At 64.2% G+C, this 15,576-nt stretch carries 12 protein-coding genes; 7 read left to right on the forward strand and 5 right to left on the reverse strand.

Going from position 1 to position 15,576, the window contains the following annotated elements; translation table 11 throughout:
• Positions 1–2,395, forward strand: a 2,395-nt coding sequence (gene dnaE, locus GO615_RS19405) for a DNA polymerase III subunit alpha (protein ID WP_169131066.1), incomplete at its 5' end; no start/stop codon positions are given.
• 65 nt (positions 2,396–2,460) lie between these two features.
• On the opposite strand, the gene GO615_RS19410 is transcribed toward dnaE, so the two are convergent.
• Positions 2,461–3,060: a peroxiredoxin gene (locus GO615_RS19410; protein WP_169131068.1), complete on the reverse strand. Its 600-nt coding sequence runs from the start codon at positions 3,058–3,060 to the stop codon at positions 2,461–2,463.
• 256 nt (positions 3,061–3,316) lie between these two features.
• Between GO615_RS19410 and GO615_RS19415 the strand changes: the two genes are divergently transcribed.
• From GO615_RS19415 to GO615_RS19430, 4 genes are all read left to right on the forward strand, one after another.
• A complete protein-coding gene (locus tag GO615_RS19415) occupies positions 3,317–4,945 on the forward strand; it encodes a methyl-accepting chemotaxis protein (RefSeq protein ID WP_169131070.1) in 1,629 nt (542 codons plus the stop codon).
• 119 nt (positions 4,946–5,064) lie between these two features.
• Positions 5,065–5,394 (forward strand): c-type cytochrome, encoded by a 330-nt coding sequence (locus GO615_RS19420; RefSeq protein ID WP_169131072.1) that lies wholly within the window; start codon positions 5,065–5,067, stop codon positions 5,392–5,394.
• 182 nt (positions 5,395–5,576) lie between these two features.
• The gene (locus GO615_RS19425; RefSeq protein WP_169131074.1) at positions 5,577–6,524 is read left to right on the forward strand and encodes a DmsE family decaheme c-type cytochrome; all 948 of its coding nucleotides are present in this window, start codon (positions 5,577–5,579) and stop codon (positions 6,522–6,524) included.
• 143 nt (positions 6,525–6,667) lie between these two features.
• Positions 6,668–8,530: an MtrB/PioB family decaheme-associated outer membrane protein gene (locus GO615_RS19430; RefSeq protein WP_169131076.1), complete on the forward strand. Its 1,863-nt coding sequence runs from the start codon at positions 6,668–6,670 to the stop codon at positions 8,528–8,530.
• Between the two features lie 67 nt (positions 8,531–8,597).
• On the opposite strand, the gene GO615_RS19435 is transcribed toward GO615_RS19430, so the two are convergent.
• The 4 genes from GO615_RS19435 to GO615_RS19450 all read right to left on the reverse strand — a co-directional run bounded on the left by GO615_RS19435 (position 8,598) and on the right by GO615_RS19450 (position 13,475).
• The gene (locus tag GO615_RS19435) at positions 8,598–8,888 is read right to left on the reverse strand and encodes an acylphosphatase (RefSeq protein ID WP_169131078.1); all 291 of its coding nucleotides are present in this window, start codon (positions 8,886–8,888) and stop codon (positions 8,598–8,600) included.
• Entirely contained in the window at positions 8,881–10,572 is a 1,692-nt protein-coding gene (locus GO615_RS19440) for a sulfate permease (RefSeq protein WP_169131138.1), read from the reverse strand. The genes GO615_RS19435 and GO615_RS19440 overlap by 8 nt, the downstream gene beginning before the upstream one ends.
• 135 nt (positions 10,573–10,707) lie before the next feature.
• The gene (gene metG, locus GO615_RS19445; protein ID WP_169131080.1) at positions 10,708–12,858 is read right to left on the reverse strand and encodes a methionine--tRNA ligase; all 2,151 of its coding nucleotides are present in this window, start codon (positions 12,856–12,858) and stop codon (positions 10,708–10,710) included.
• 77 nt (positions 12,859–12,935) lie between these two features.
• A complete protein-coding gene (locus GO615_RS19450; RefSeq protein WP_246262374.1) occupies positions 12,936–13,475 on the reverse strand; it encodes an OmpA family protein in 540 nt (179 codons plus the stop codon).
• A 199-nt stretch (positions 13,476–13,674) separates the two neighbouring features.
• On the opposite strand from GO615_RS19450, the gene apbC reads away from it, so the two are divergent.
• Positions 13,675–14,766: an iron-sulfur cluster carrier protein ApbC gene (gene apbC / locus GO615_RS19455; RefSeq protein WP_169131084.1), complete on the forward strand. Its 1,092-nt coding sequence runs from the start codon at positions 13,675–13,677 to the stop codon at positions 14,764–14,766.
• A 111-nt stretch (positions 14,767–14,877) separates the two neighbouring features.
• Positions 14,878–15,444 (forward strand): dCTP deaminase, encoded by a 567-nt coding sequence (gene dcd, locus GO615_RS19460; protein WP_169131086.1) that lies wholly within the window; start codon positions 14,878–14,880, stop codon positions 15,442–15,444.
• The last annotated feature ends 132 nt before the right edge of the window (positions 15,445–15,576 follow it).

The following is a 15,576-nucleotide window of genomic DNA, read 5'->3' on the forward strand; positions in this document are numbered from 1 at the left end:
GGGTTCGGGGGCGGGCTCGCTCGTCGCCTACAGTCTGCGCATCACCGACCTCGATCCGCTCGCCTACGCACTGCTGTTCGAGCGCTTCCTGAACCCCGAGCGGGTGTCGATGCCCGACTTCGACATCGACTTCTGCCAGGACAACCGCTACCGCGTGATCGAGTATGTGCGCGAGCGCTACGGCAAGGATGCGGTCAGCCAGATCGCGACCTTCGGCACCATGGCGTCCAAGGCGGTGGTGCGCGACGTCGGCCGCGTGCTCGACCTGCCCTACGGCCTGTGCGACCGGCTCTCCAAGCTGATCCCGATCGAAGGCGCCAAACCCGTCTCGCTGGCGAAGGCCTATGAGATGGAGCCGCAGATCGGCGAGATGATGAAGGACGGCAACGACGGCGAGTCGGTGCAGGAGCTGTGGAGCCTCGCCGAGCCGCTGGAGGGATTGAGCCGCAACGTCGGCATGCACGCTGGCGGCGTGCTCATCGCGCCGGGCAAGCTCACCGACTTCTGCCCGCTCTACATCGCCGACGGTGACGACGCGACGCCGGTGTCACAGTTCGACAAGGACGATGTCGAGGCGGTGGGCCTGGTGAAGTTCGACTTCCTTGGCCTGCGCAACCTCACCATCATCGAGCTCGCGGTCGAGTACGTCGAGCGCCTCACCGGCGAGAAGCCCAACCTCGCCGCGCTGCCTTTCACCGACCCCGCCGCCTACCAGATCCTGAAGGACGCGAATACCACCGCGATCTTCCAGGTCGAATCGGACGGCATGAAGAAGCTCCTCAAGAAGCTCGCCCCCGACCGCTTCGAGGACATCATTGCGGTGCTCGCGCTCTACCGCCCGGGCCCGCTCGGCTCGGGCATGGTGGACGACTTCATCCTGCGCAAGAAGGGGCAGCAGGAGATCGACTACTTCCATCCGGATCTCAAGCCCTGCCTGGAGCCGACCTACGGCGTGATCGTGTATCAGGAACAGGTGATGCAGATCTCGCAGATCATCGGCGGCTATACGCTGGGCGGCGCCGACATGCTGCGCCGCGCGATGGGCAAGAAGAAGCCGGAGGAGATGGCCAAGCACCGCGAGACGATCGCCGCCGGTGCGAAGCAGAAGGGTTACGATCCGGCGCTCGCGGAGCAGCTCTTCGACCTGATGACGAAGTTCGCGGAGTACGGCTTCAACAAGTCGCACACTGCCGCCTACGCCGTGGTCACCTACCATACCGCGTGGCTCAAGGCGCACCACTGCGCGGCCTTCATGGCGGCGACGATGTCGGCGGACCTCGACAACACCGACACGATCAAGATCTTCTTCGAGGACACGATCGCGAACGGGATCACTGTCCTGCCGCCCGACGTGAACCAGTCTGACTACCGTTTTGTTCCCACGGATCGCAAGACGATCCGCTACGGTCTTGGTGCGGTGAAGGGTGTGGGCGAGCCGGCGGTGCGCTCCATCCTCGAGGCACGCAAGAACGGCGGCGCGTACAAGGATCTGTTCGATTTCTGCACGCGCGTGGACCGACGCATGGTCAACCGGCGCGTGATCGAGGCGCTGATCCGTTCGGGTGCCTTCGACACCATCGAGCCCAGCGGCACGGCAGACCGTGCGCGCCTGCTCGCGACCGTCGCGCTGGCGATGGAGGCGGCCGAGCAGGCCGCCGCGAATGCGATGCAGGGAGGCCTGTTCGATCTCGTCCCGGAGGCCGCCGGTGCCGCGCCCCAGTATGCGAACGTGAGGCCGTGGACGGAGCGCGAGCGGCTGAAGGAAGAGAAGACCGCGATCGGCTTCTTCCTTTCGGGCCATCCGTTCAACAGCTTCCGCGACGAGGTGCGACGTTTCATCCGGCGGCCGCTGTCGCAGCTCGAGCCGTCGCGCGATCTTGCGTTGCTGGCGGGGGTGGTGATGGATGTGCGCACCAAGATGACCAACCGCGGCAAGATGGCCTTCGTCGTGCTCGACGACGGTTCCCAGGTGCGCGAGGTTTCGGTTTTTTCCGAAGCGTTCGACTCGAACCGGACCAAGATCGTCACCGATGAGGTGTTGGTGGTCGAAGGCAAGGTCAGCAACGACGACTTCACCGGCGGGCTGCGCATCGTCGCCGACAAGTTGCTGTCGCTCGGTGAGGCACGTTCCCGCTTTGCCAAGGCTCTCCAGATCAGCGTCAATGGCGAAGTGAAGGGTGCGGGTGGCGCCGCAGCGGCGGCGGACAAGCTCGAAGCGCTGCTCTCGCCATTTCGCGACGGCGGCTGCCCGGTTTCGCTGCGCTATCGCAACGAACAGGCGGAGGCCGAGCTGCCCTTCGGCGCGGCCTGGCGCGTGCGTATCGACGATGCGCTCCTCGACAGTCTGCGGGAGTGGTTGCCGCACGAATCGGTCGAGGTCGTCTATCCGAATTGATGCGGACGCAAAAAAGGCCGCGGCCCGTGAGGGCGCGGCCTTTCGGCTGATCCGGCTGCGAGCGCTCAGAGTTCCTTGGCGTGCTCGGCGAGGTACTCGGCGACACCGGCGGTGCTGGCCTTCATGCCGGCCTTGCCCTTGTTCCAGCCGGCCGGGCAGACTTCGCCGTGCTCTTCGGTGAATTGCAGCGCATCGACCATGCGGATCATCTCGTCGATGTTGCGGCCCAGCGGCAGGTCGTTCACGACCTGGTGGCGCACGACGCCGTTCTTGTCGATCAGGAAGGAGCCACGGAAGGCGACGCCGCCTTCGGCTTCGACGTCATAGGCGCGGCAGATCTCGTGCTTGATGTCGGCGACGAGCGTGTACTGGACCTGGCCGATGCCGCCGTTGTTGACCGGCGTGTTCTTCCACGCGAGGTGGGTGAACTGGCTGTCGATCGAAACGCCCAGCACTTCGACGCCGCGCTTGGTGAATTCTTCCAGGCGGTGATCGAAGGCGATCAGCTCGGACGGGCACACGAAGGTGAAGTCCAGCGGGTAGAAGAACACCACGGCGTACTTGCCCTTGGTGACTTCCGAGAACGTGATGTTCTTGATTTCGTTGTTGCCGAGAACCGCAGTGGCGGTGAAATCCGGGGCCTTCTTGCCGACGAGGACTGCCATGTTAGTCGTCTCCAGAGTGGGTTGAATGACCGGAGGATTATGTTGCCATGATTTGGAAAGATCCAATTGCCTTTTGCACAGGTGGTCGATAGAAGTTTTCTATCGCGAGCTTCCGGGGAATTGGTGCGATTTTTTCCCTGATTTCGATCATTGTTAAACTTTGTTTCGGCGTTACCGTAATACCTACGTATGAGTGATGGCCACGCGCATGTGTGCCCCGCGCACGTGCAGGAAGTAGAGACAGGACAACACAGCCATGATGCAACGACTGAAGAATTCGCCGATCTGGGTTCGCCTGATGCTGGCGATCGGAACCCTGCTCATCGCCGTCGGTACGACCTTGGTCGTATGGGTGTCGGCCGAGCAGGAGAACATGGCGATCAATCAGTCCCATGACTTCGCCGAGACGATCAACCAGATGACCATGGCGACGCTGGTGTTCATGAAGAGCACGAAGACGATCAAGAAGCGCGCGATCTATCTCGACCAGGTGAAGAAGTCGTCGGGACTGACCGACATGCGGGTGGTCCGGGCGGAGCCGGTGATCCATCAGTTCGGCGACGGCGACGAGGATGAAATGAACGTCGGGCCCGACGAAAAGGCGGCGATCGACAGCGGCAAGCCGTTCTTCGAGCTGCGTAACGAACCGGACAAGGGAAAGATCCTGAAGGCCGTGTTCCCGGCCATCAACCGCACGAATTACCTTGGCAAGGACTGCACCGAGTGTCACGACGAGTACCCCGAGGGCACGGTGCTGGGGGCCGTGACGATGGAGGTTTCGCTCAACCGCATGGATGCGGCGGTCTCCGCCGCACGCTCCAAGCTGATCGGCGGCGCGCTCGCGGCCTTGGGCCTGATGATGGTCCTGATCTTCGTTTTCCTGCAGGCGGTGGTCGCGCGGCCGCTGGCCGAGCTGTCGAGCCGGCTGCGCGACATTTCGGAAGGGGAGGGCGATCTCACCCAGCGCCTGCCGGTGCGTGCCGAGGATGAAGTGGGCAAGGCCGCCGGCTATTTCAACAAGATGATGGAAAAGTTGCAGGGCGTCATCCGCAACATTTCCTCGTCGGCCGATCAGGTGTCGAGCGCCGCCTCCGATCTGCAGCGCGGGGCCGTCGAGATCCGGGCCGGAGCGGGCGAGCAGTCCGAAAAATCGGCTTCGGCGGCCTCCGCAGTCGAGCAGATGGCGGCGAGCATCATGTCCGTTGCCCAGGCGAGCGGCGAGGTGCTCAAGGTCGCGCGCGACAGCCTGTCCCGCGCCGAGGCGGGCAACGCCGACGTGCTCGAGCTCACAGGCAGGCTGTCCGATGTCGAGAGCGCGGTGAGCAAGATGACCCAGACCGTCGGCGACTTCATCCACAACACCGACGCGATCTCGAGCCTGACCGCGCAGGTGAAGGAAATCGCCGACCAGACCAACCTGCTCGCGCTCAACGCCGCGATCGAGGCCGCCCGGGCGGGGGAACACGGCCGCGGTTTTGCCGTCGTCGCCGACGAAGTGCGCAAGCTGGCCGAGAAGTCGACCCGCTCGGCAAGTGACATCGACGACGTCACGCACAAGCTGAACTCGGGTTCGGTGGGGGTGCGCGCCGCGATCACGCAGGGAGCGGATGCGCTGGTGCTCATCCGCGAGTCGATGCTGCGCGTTTCCGACGCGTTGCGCAGCAACATGGAGTCGGCTGGCGGTGTGGCCGATGGCATGAACAGCATCGCCACGGCAACCGACGAGCAGATGAAGGCGAGCTCCCTTGCGGCCAACAGCGTCGAGATGATCGCCGGGCTGGCGCAGCAGACGAGTGCTTCGCTCGACGGCGTCACATGCGCGACGGCCAGCCTGGAGCAGCTGGCGGCGCAGTTGCGCGATGAAATCAGGCGTTTCCGTATCTAACTGTTTTGCTTGTCGTTTCGGCGCCACAGGGTGGTTGCCGGTACATCGTCCAAAAGGTATAAGAAACATTCTGCTACAAATCGGGCAGGCCGAATCCGGAGCCTCGCCAAGGAGTTGAAATGAAGCGTCTTTTTGTTTTCGCCATAGCCCTCGCAGCAAGTGCAGCGAGCCTGCCGGCTGCCGCGGTCGATGCCGCCGCCGCCGACGCCCTGGTGCGCAAGAGCAAGTGCCTGACCTGTCATGCCGTCGAGAAAAAGAAGGACGGCCCGGCGTTCAAGGAGACTGCCGCCAAGTACAAGGGCAAGCCCGAGGCGATGGAGAAGCTCACGAAGCACGTCACCGTGCCGAGCAAGGTCAAGGTCGAAGGGAAGGAAGAGGACCACGAGACGCTGAAGACCGAGGATCCGGCGGCGGTCAAGAACGTCGTCGAGTGGATTCTTTCGCTTTGACATGAATCCGGTGCGAAGCGCGCCACGGCTGATTACAACAGGGAGGCGGGACCTCCGGACCTGCCAGCAGGCGGTTCCTTAATGAGTTACCCGCGGTCGTGGTGCGCTTCGCGCCGTTTGATGCACAGGCGGCGACGCGGTGTCGTCGCCTGTGCGCCGGCAGTACTAAAGGGGAGAAGTTAATGAGCAAGCAAGCAGGAAGCATCCGCAAGTGGATGCTGGCGTTGCTGGCCGGTGCAGCATTCATCGGCCATGCATATGCCGCAAAGGACGTCGTCCAGGTTGGCGACGCGGTCTGTACACGCTGCCACGACGAAGGCGAGGCCAAGCCGGTCCTGTCGATCGGCCAGACCCGCCACGGCACGATGGCCGACAAGAACGCCGGAACCTGTACCTCGTGCCACGGGGAAAGCCCGACGCACGTGAGCAAGCCGTCCGACGTGACGGAGCGCCCGAAGCCCACCGTCAATTTCGGACCGAAGTCCTCGACGCCGATCGAGGAGCGCAACCAGGTCTGCCTCAACTGCCACCAGGGCGGCCAGCGCACGCATTGGCAGACTGGGCCGCACGCCGCCGCGAACATGGAGTGCACCTCCTGCCACAAGATCCACTCGCATGAGGATCCGGTCCGCGACCGCCAGACCCAGCCCGATGTCTGCTTTGCCTGTCACAAGGAGCAGCGCGCGCAGGTGATGCGTCCGAACCACCACCCGATCCCCGAGCGCAAGGTCGTGTGCGTCGACTGCCACAATCCGCACGGCTCGGCCGGTCCGAAGCTGATGCAGCGCGACAGCGTGGTCGCCACCTGCTACACCTGCCACATGGAAAAGCGCGGCCCCTTCGTCCGCAGCCACCAGCCGGTGACCGAAGACTGCACGATCTGCCATACGCCGCACGGCAGCGTGAATGACAACCTGCTCAAGCAGCGCGCGCCATTCCTGTGCCAGCAGTGTCACGAGAACCAGAGCCACCAGCAGATGGTGCCGAATCCGGAAGGCCCAGTGTCAGGGGCGGCCTCGTTCGCGACCAAGCTGATCGTGGGGCGCGGCTGCCTGAACTGCCATACCAACATCCACGGCACGAACAACCCGTTCGACGACACAAACTCCGGCCGTGCGTTGCGCCGCTGACAGGGGAGGGAATGGACATGAGAAAGATCAATCGCGTTCGCGCCGTCAGCCTGAGCATCATCGCCGCATCGCTGTCGGCCGCTTTTTCCCCGGCGTTTGCCGAGGACGATATCGTCACTCGCCTGATTCGCCCCGAGAGCTCCGTGAGCCTGGGCCTGGGCTACCTTACCGAGGATGCGGCGCGTTTCGGCCAATACTCGGGCATGCCGGATCTGGGACTCTACGCAATCGCCGACATTAATCTGGTTCGGCGCGACGACGGGACGGGGCGCTGGCTGTTGCTGAACGGCCGCAACCTCGGCCTGGATAATCGCAGCCTGCGTTTCGAGCATGGCGTGCAGGGGAGCTGGAAGTATTTCCTGGAATACGACCAGACCCCGCGCTTCTCCCAGTACGACGTCAGGACCGGGGTGCAGGGACTGGGCCACGATACGCTCGATGTCTTCGGCCCCGCGAGCCGTGTGCGCGATGTGCGCTTCAAGACGGCACGCGAGGCGATTAGCGCAGGCGGCTCGTACGTTCTCGCCCCGGGCTGGAGCGTGCAGGTCAAGGCCAAGCAGGATACGAAGGAAGGCCGTCGTCTGTTCGGCGTGTATCCGGGCAACTTCAACGTGGCCTTCATCGGCGAGCCGATCGACCACACGATGCAGCAACTCGACGTCGTTCTCGGCTATGCAGGGAAGGACCTGCAGTTGTCCGCCGGCTACTACGGGTCGTTCTTCGAGAATGGCAACTCCTCGATCCGGTTGATGGACATCGCCAACCCGAACCGCATCGCCCTGCCGCCAGACAACTACGCGCACCAGTTATACCTGACCGGTGGGTACAATTTCACTCCCCTTACCCGGGTCAACTTTAAAGTTGCACGAAGCTTCGCTTACCAGGAGGACAGGTTTGTCGTCCGCGCCGATCCCGGCAACCGGGACCTCGATGGCAAGGTCGAGACCACGCTTGCCCAGGTCGGCCTGAGCGCCCGGCCGCTTTCCGCGCTGACCATCGTTGCGGATTGGCGCCACGAGAATCGTGACGATCAGACCACGGCGCGCCGCTATTTCTCGACCACGGCATCGAAAACGTTCAGCGGTGTGAACGAGACTCGCGATTTCGAGGTCAATACCGGCAAGCTCGAAGCCCGTTACATGCTCCCGGCCGGTTTCAAGGTGACCGCGGGGCTCGATTACGACGAGAAGAAGCGGGATGTCTACGCCGCCCGTCTGGTCACGACCCGCAAGCGCACCGAGGAAACCGCCTACCGTCTCGAGCTTTCGCGTTCGCTGTCGGCGACGCTCAACGGATCGCTGGCGTTCATCCAGAGCGAGCGCAGCGGTTCGAATCTCGTCAGGGAAACGGCAACCGGTGCGGCGGCAGCGTATTACGCGACGCCATACCACCTGGCCGACCGTGACCGCGAAAAGGTCCGTGCTCGTCTCGACTGGGCGCCGACCGAAGTCCTGACGTTCCAGTTGACGGCCGACGCCTTCGACGACGATTTCAAGGATGGTGGATACGGTGTCGACAAGGGGCGCGGGACGTTCTGGTCGGTCGATGGCGCGTATGCATTCTCCGCCGGGTGGAGCACGCACGCGTGGGCCTCGCGCGAATATGCCCGCCAGGTGAATGCTGCGCGGTCGAGCGCCGACTGGCAGGCCAACCTGAAGTCACTGACCGAGGCATTCGGCGTCGGCCTGCGCGGAACCGTCGGCGAAAAGTGGAAGCTCGGGGGGGATCTCTCCTATTCGCACAACCTCAGCGGGTACGGCTTGAGTGGTACCCCCGTTTCGGCCGGGATCGCCGACGTCAAATACACGGTGACGTCGCTGGAACTCTTCGCCGAATACGCCCTCAAGAAGGACCTGACGCTGCGCTTCGATGCGGCGCATAACCAGTGGAGTACGAACGACTGGGCGTGGGCGCGTGCGTTCTACATCGACGGCACGGTGATCTCGCAGGACGAAACCCAAGAGACCACCTTCATCGGTGCCTCCATGCGCTACAAGTGGCGTTAAGCCCGGCGTGCTGAGCGCGAAGCCCACCCGATCGCAAGGTCGGGTGGGCTTTTCCTTGTGCAGCCCGCTACAAGGTGGGCAGCATCCGGAAACCGGTCTGTTCCGGCCGCTCCGTCGGATTGACGGCGACGCTATCCACCCGGGCGTGGGACGGGCCGCGGTGAGCCCAGCGCACAAAGTGCTCGACCGCTCCTGCCGACCCAGCCACCACGGCCTCGACGCATCCGTCCGAGCGATTTCGCACCCAGCCGCAAAGTCCCAGACGGTCGGCCTCCGTGCGGGCGCTTGCGCGGAAGGCAACGCCCTGAACGAGTCCCTGAATCAGCAGGTGACGCGCGACATGATCGGATTCATGCATAGGACACCTCCGCGTCCCGGCTCCCGCAGCGCTGGGCGCGCAGCAGGGCGTCGGTGATGTTGCCGGCGAGATTCTCGGTTCCGAGCGTTTCGCCGAACCCCGAACGTTGGACGATGGAGGCGGGCTGCGCGTTCAGGTCGCAAAGGATCAGCTGCGTGCCGCGTTTCTCCAGGGCGCGATGGAGCGCCTGCAGCATGTCGAGGCCGGTGGTGTCGATGTTGATGACCTTCTCCATGTCGAGGATCAACGCATCGGGATGGCCGTCCTCCATCAGCATGAGGTTCTCGAGCTTGTTCGCCGCGCCGAAGAACAGGCTGCCGAATACGCGGTAGGCGAGGATGCGCGGCGTGCCGTCGGCACGCGACAGGGCCTCGACGCCGTAATAGTCTTCCAGCGCGATCCGCTCGACGCGGGTGAGGTCGGACATGCGGTAGATGAAGAACAGGCTTGCGAGCACCATGCCCAACTCGACTGCCAGCGTCAGGTCGAAAACGACGGTGACGAAGAATGTGCCGAGCAGGATGGTGCGGTACTGGCGCGAGTAGCGCGTGAGCTCCTTCCAGGCGAAGGCATGCCATTCGCCCATATTCACCGACACGATCACCACGATGGCCGACAGCGTCGCCAGCGGTATGTGGCTCGCGAGCGGGGCGAGCGCGAGTACCACGGCCAGCAGCACGAGCGCATGGATGATGCCGGCGATCGGGGTGTGCCCGCCGGAGCGGATGTTCGTCGCCGTGCGGGCAATCGCGCCGGTGGCGGCGAAGCCGCCGAAGAGCGGGGCGGCCACGTTCGCGATGCCTTGCGCCATCAGTTCCTGGTTCGGGTCGTGCCGGTCGTCGATCTGGTTGTCCGCGACGCGGGCCGACAGCAGCGACTCGATTGCTCCCAGCAGCGCGATCGTCAGCGCCGGTGCGATGAGTTTGCCCAGCGTGCCAAGCGACAGCTCGGGCAGGCCGAAGTGGGGCACCTGCTGCGGGATGCCGCCGAAGCGGCTGCCGATGGTGTCCACCGGAAACTGGACGATTGCGTTGATCGCGGTGGCGATCAGCAGCACCGCGAGCGGTCCCGGGAGCCGCCGCATCCAGGCCACGCGCTTGGCGGTTCGGTTCCACGCGAGGAGTACGACGAGCGAGGCCACCGCCACCGCGAGCGTCGGTAGGTGGATGGTGTGGGTCGCCCCGAGGAGCGCTTCCATCTTGCCGAAGAACTCGCCCGGCATCTTGTCGATGGACAGCCCGAGGAAGTCCTTGATCTGCGAGATGAAGATCACCACCGCGATGCCGTTGGTGAAGCCGATCACCACCGACACCGGGATGAAGCGGATCATGTTGCCGAGGCGGAACGCGCCCATGGCGAACAGCATGACCCCCGACATCATCGTGGCGATGAGCAGGTTCGAGACGCCATAGTCGACAACGATGGCGTAAATGATCGGGATGAAGGCCCCGGTCGGGCCGCCGATCTGGACCCTGGAGCCGCCGAGCGCCGAAATCAGGAAACCGGCCACTATGGCGGTCCAGATGCCGGCGGTGGGACTCATCCCGCTGGCGATCGCGAATGCCATCGCCAGCGGCAGGGCGAGAACCCCGACGGTGATGCCTGCGGAAAGATCCTGGGTGAAATGACCCTGCCCGTAGCCGGGCAGGGTATCAAACAGTTTGGGCCGAAAACTGATCACGATGCCTCCTCGATTCCTCTGTGTGCCGTGGCTTACCCCTGGTGCTGCCGCCGTACCAGCATCCGGGGGCCGTGCGTTGCCACACGATCCAGCGTTTCGAGGGAGTGAGGGGCATCGGGCTGCGAGCCTGCCGTTTCCTTACTTGACGCGCATCCCCGCAGTCGCGCCCGCATCCGGGGACAGGATGTAGAGCCCGCCGGTCTTGCCGTCGGGATCGGACGCGGCCAGAACCATGCCCTCGCTCATGCCGAACTTCATCTTGCGCGGCGCGAGGTTGGCGACCATCACCGTCATCCGCCCCACCAGCGAGGCCGGGTCGTAGGCCGACTTGATGCCGGCGAACACCTGCCGCGGCTTGTCCTCGCCGATGTCGAGTTGGAGCCTGATCAGTTTGTCGGCTCCCTCCACGTGCTCGGCGGCGACGATCTTCGCGATGCGCAGGTCAACCTTCGTGAAATCGTCGATCGAGATGTGCGGCGAGGCCGTTTCGGCACTCTGGGCGGCATGCTGCTGCTTTTCCGCATGGCGCTGCTGCGACGAGGTGGCTTTCGCGTCAGGCGTCACAGTGGCGGCCGCCGGGGCGAGCGAGTCGCGGTTGGCTTCGAGCAGGGCGTCGATCTGCTTGCGCTCGACCCGCGTCATCAGGTGGGCGTAAACGTTCACCACGTGGCCGGCCGGCAGGGGCTGCCATTCACCTTGCCACGCCAGGGGCGCAATCGCCAGGAAGGATTCGACCTTGGCGGCGAGCGCCGGAAGCACCGGTTTCAGGTACAGCGTGAGGTCGCGGAACAGTGTCAGCGCGGTGCTGCACACGACGTGCAGGTCGCCCTCGCGCCCTTCCTGCTTCGCAAGCTCCCAGGGTTTCTGCTCATTCACGTACTGGTTCGCCAGATCGGCGAGATGCATGATCTCGCGCAGCGCGCGGCCATAGTCGCGCTCCTCGTAAGCCTGCGCGATGCTGCCGGCCGCGTGGGCCGCCGAGAATGCGGCCGTCGCCGCGGCGTCGCTTACGGCAAGCCTGCCCTCGAAGCGCTTCGTGATGAAGCCTGCGCAGCGGCTGGCGATGTTCACGAACTTGCCGACGAGGTCCGAATTGACCTTCGCGATCATGTCGTCGAGGTTCAGGTCGACGTCTTCCATCGTGCCGTTGGACTTGGTCGCGAAGTAATAGCGCAGCCATTCCGGGTTAAGGCCCTGGGTGACGTAGGAGCGTGCGGTGATGAAGGTACCGCGGCTCTTGCTCATCTTCGCGCCGTCCACGGTGAGGAAGCCGTTCACGCACAGCTGCGAGGGCGTGCGCAGGCCCGCAAACTGCAGCATCGCCGGCCAGAACAGCGCGTGGAAGTAGAGGATGTCCTTGCCGATGAAGTGCACCATCTCCGTGCCCGCCGCTTCGGCGCGCGCGGCATCGACGAAGTCATCCACGATGATGTCGCCGCGCTTGTCCGCGAGGTTGCGGAAGCTCGCCAGATAGCCGATCGGCGCGTCCAGCCAGACGTAGAAATACTTGCCCGGGGCACCGGGGATCTCGAAGCCGAAGTATGGGGCGTCACGCGAGATGTCCCAGTCGGACAGGGTGTTCTCGCCTTCCTGGCCTTCCTCGCCGAGCCATTCCTTCATTTTGTTTGCGGCCTCCGCCTGCAGGCGGCGGGCGCCGGCGGCGTTGGTCCCGCGCGTCCATTCGCGCAGGAAGGCGACCGCGCGCGGGTCGGACAGCCGGAAGAAGTAGTGTTCCGAAGTCCTGAGCACCGGCTTCGCGCCCGAGACGGCCGAGTACGGGTTCTTCAGCTCGGTCGGCGCATACGCCGCGCCGCACACCTCGCAGTTGTCGCCATACTGATCCGCCGCGCTGCACTTCGGGCATTCGCCCTTGATGAAGCGGTCGGGCAGGAACATCTCCTTCACCGGGTCGTAGAACTGCTCGATCGAGCGCGTATCGATCAGCTTCGCCGCCGTGAGGCGCTTGTACACTTCCTCTGCGTACGCGCGGTTCTCGGGGCTGTGCGTGCTGTGGTAGTTGTCGAATGCGACGCCGAAGTCGGTGAAGTCGCGCAGGTGCTCGCCATGCACCCGCCCGATCAGCGCCTCGGGGGTGATCCCCTCCTTCTCCGCGCGCAACATGACGGGCGTGCCGTGCGTGTCGTCCGCGCACACGTAATGCACCGTGCTGCCCCGCATGCGCTGAAAACGCACCCAGATGTCGCCCTGGATGTAGCCGACCAGATGGCCGAGGTGGATGTCGCCGTTTGCGTAGGGCAGGGCGTTCGTGACGAGGATCTTGCGGGACATGTGCGGATTCAGGAATCGAAAACGGGAGTGTAACAAACGCGCCGTGCCCTAATGAGCGGTCGGCGCACGAACCGGGGCTAGCGGGAAAAAGGGCGGACGATGATCTCGACGCGGCGGTTTTTCGCGCGTCCGGCTTCGGTGCCGTTGTCGGCGAACGGTTCCGTCTCGCCGCGGCCGTCGGCCTGAAGGCGCGTCAGGGCGATGCCGCGGACTCGCATGTATTCGACCACTGCCTCCGCGCGGCGGATCGAGAGCTGCATGTTGTGCAACTCGCTGCCGACGCCGTCGGTATGGCCGATGACCACGATCTCGGTCCCCGGCGTCTCGCCCAGTACGCCGGAGATGCGGTCGAGCGTGGCACGGAGGCTGGAACGCGGTTCGATGCCGTCACGGGCGAAGGCTTCGGCCCCCGGGATCAGGATTTGCAGGTTTCCGTCGTTGCGTGTGATCACCGACATATCGCTGGCGCCCGTCAGGGCGCGCATGATCCTCGTCCGTTCCGTGCTCCAGTCGACCTTGGGCAGATTGCCCTCCGGAGCGCGGGCGGGGCGGGGCGGGGTCGAGGTCTCGCGTTGCGGATCGGACGGAGTGGCGCAAGCGGATAGCAGCGCGATCAACGCGTAAAGCGCCAATCCCTGGAAACGGGTCATGCTCGGGATGTCCTGAATGATGGCAGTCGTGCAAGGCGCGGATTTTACCCCGCCGTGCGCAGCGGAATGACCCTTTTGCGTCCGAGGGTGAGCGCCGGCGCCGCCTTCGGTATGATGCAGTTCTTATCGCCCCGCATGCGGGCCCCTGATCCCGAGGAAGCCAGTCATGAGTCTCACCCCCGAGTCCGTTACCGAAGTGCTCAAAAGTGTTGTCGATCCGAATACCGGCAAGGACCTCGTGTCGTCCCGGTGCATCCGTAACCTCCAGGCGGCTGGCGGAAGCGTGAGTTTCGAGATCGAGCTGGGTTACCCCGCCCGCACGCAGTTCGCGCTGATTCGTGACCTCGCGGTCGATGCGGTGCGCACGCTGCCGGGCGTCGAGAAGCTTGATGTCAAGGTCGGCAGCAAGATCGTCGCCCATGCCGTGCAGCAGGGCGTGAAGCTCTTGCCGGGCGTCAAGAACATCATCGCCGTGGCTTCGGGCAAGGGCGGCGTCGGTAAGAGCACCACGGCCGCCAACCTTGCCCTCGCGCTGGCGGCCGAGGGCGCGCGCGTCGGCATTCTCGATGCCGACATCTACGGCCCGTCGCAGCCCCAGATGCTGGGCATCGGCGAGCACAAGCCGCACTCGCTCGACGGCAAGACCATGGAGCCGCTGGAGGCGCACGGCCTGCAGGCGATGTCCATCGGCTTCCTCGTCGATGTCGAGACGCCTATGGTGTGGCGTGGCCCCATGGCCACCCAGGCGCTCAACCAGCTTCTCAAGGAAACGAACTGGAAGGAACTCGACTACCTCATCATCGACATGCCCCCGGGTACCGGCGACATCCAGCTCACCCTGTCGCAAAGCGTGCCGCTCACCGGCGCGGTGATCGTCACCACGCCGCAGGACATCGCGCTGCTCGATGCACGCAAGGGCCTCAAGATGTTCGAGAAGGTCGGTGTGCCGATTGTCGGCGTCGTCGAGAACATGAGCGTCCACATCTGCTCCAACTGTGGTCACGAGGAGCCGATCTTCGGTACCGGCGGCGGCGAGAAGCTCTGCGCGGATTACCACATCCCCTTCCTCGGCGCCCTTCCGCTCGACCTGCAGATCCGGCAGGAGGCCGATCGCGGCACGCCCACCGTCATTGCCGATCCCGATGGACGCATCGCCGGCATCTACCGCGAAATCGCGCGGAAAGTGGCCGTGCGCGTGGCCGAGAAGGCCAAGGACATGTCCCACAAATTCCCCAATATCGTCGTCAAGAACACCTGACGCGCGGGCGCCGTCGGAATTGTCTTTTGATCCGGCGGCGCTTGCCCTAAACTACGCGGATTTTTCGCGTCCGGCCGGTGCCGGACAGGTCGCCGAGGAAAACGCGCCCCCATGTCCATCAAGTCCGACAAGTGGATCCGCCGCATGGCGGAACAGCAAGGGATGATCGAGCCGTTCGCACCCGAGCTGGTGCGCCACAACGACGGCGGTAAGATCGTCTCGTACGGTACGTCGAGCTACGGTTACGACGTCCGTTGTGCCAACGAATTCAAGATCTTCACCAACATCAACTCGACGATCGTCGATCCGAAGGACTTCGACGCGCGCAACTTCGTCGATTTCGTCGGCGACGTCTGCATCATCCCGCCGAATTCCTTCGCGCTGGCCCGCACCGTCGAGTACTTCCGCATCCCGCGCAGCGTCCTGACCGTATGCCTCGGTAAGTCGACCTATGCGCGCTGCGGCATCATCGTGAACGTCACCCCGCTCGAACCCGAGTGGGAAGGCCACGTGACGCTCGAGTTCTCCAATACGACTCCGCTGCCGGCGAAGATCTACGCCAATGAAGGCGTCGCGCAGATGCTGTTCTTCGAGTCGGATGAAGTGTGCGACACGTCCTACAAGGACCGGGGCGGCAAGTACCTCGGCCAGACCGGCGTGACGCTGCCGAAGATCTGATCCACCCATCCGATCCGTCTCGCACGGAGCGATCATCGACAGGGGCCGTCTGACGGCCCTTTGTACTTTCCGGTAATACGGGGCCAAACCACACACGGGTATGATTCCCGTTTGCCGCAGGGCAGAAAGCTG

Source organism: Aromatoleum evansii (assembly GCF_012910805.1).
Classification (GTDB): Bacteria; Pseudomonadota; Gammaproteobacteria; order Burkholderiales; family Rhodocyclaceae; genus Aromatoleum; species Aromatoleum evansii.

Coding starts and splice junctions, on each gene's coding strand:
- GO615_RS19410 (WP_169131068.1), bottom strand. CDS start 3,060: ATGGCAGTCCTCGTCGGCAAGAAGGCCCCGGATTTCACCGCCACTGCG.
- GO615_RS19415 (WP_169131070.1), top strand. CDS start 3,317: ATGATGCAACGACTGAAGAATTCGCCGATCTGGGTTCGCCTGATGCTG.
- GO615_RS19420 (WP_169131072.1), top strand. CDS start 5,065: ATGAAGCGTCTTTTTGTTTTCGCCATAGCCCTCGCAGCAAGTGCAGCG.
- GO615_RS19425 (WP_169131074.1), top strand. CDS start 5,577: ATGAGCAAGCAAGCAGGAAGCATCCGCAAGTGGATGCTGGCGTTGCTG.
- GO615_RS19435 (WP_169131078.1), bottom strand. CDS start 8,888: ATGCATGAATCCGATCATGTCGCGCGTCACCTGCTGATTCAGGGACTC.
- metG (WP_169131080.1), bottom strand. CDS start 12,858: ATGTCCCGCAAGATCCTCGTCACGAACGCCCTGCCCTACGCAAACGGC.
- apbC (WP_169131084.1), top strand. CDS start 13,675: ATGAGTCTCACCCCCGAGTCCGTTACCGAAGTGCTCAAAAGTGTTGTC.
- dcd (WP_169131086.1), top strand. CDS start 14,878: ATGTCCATCAAGTCCGACAAGTGGATCCGCCGCATGGCGGAACAGCAA.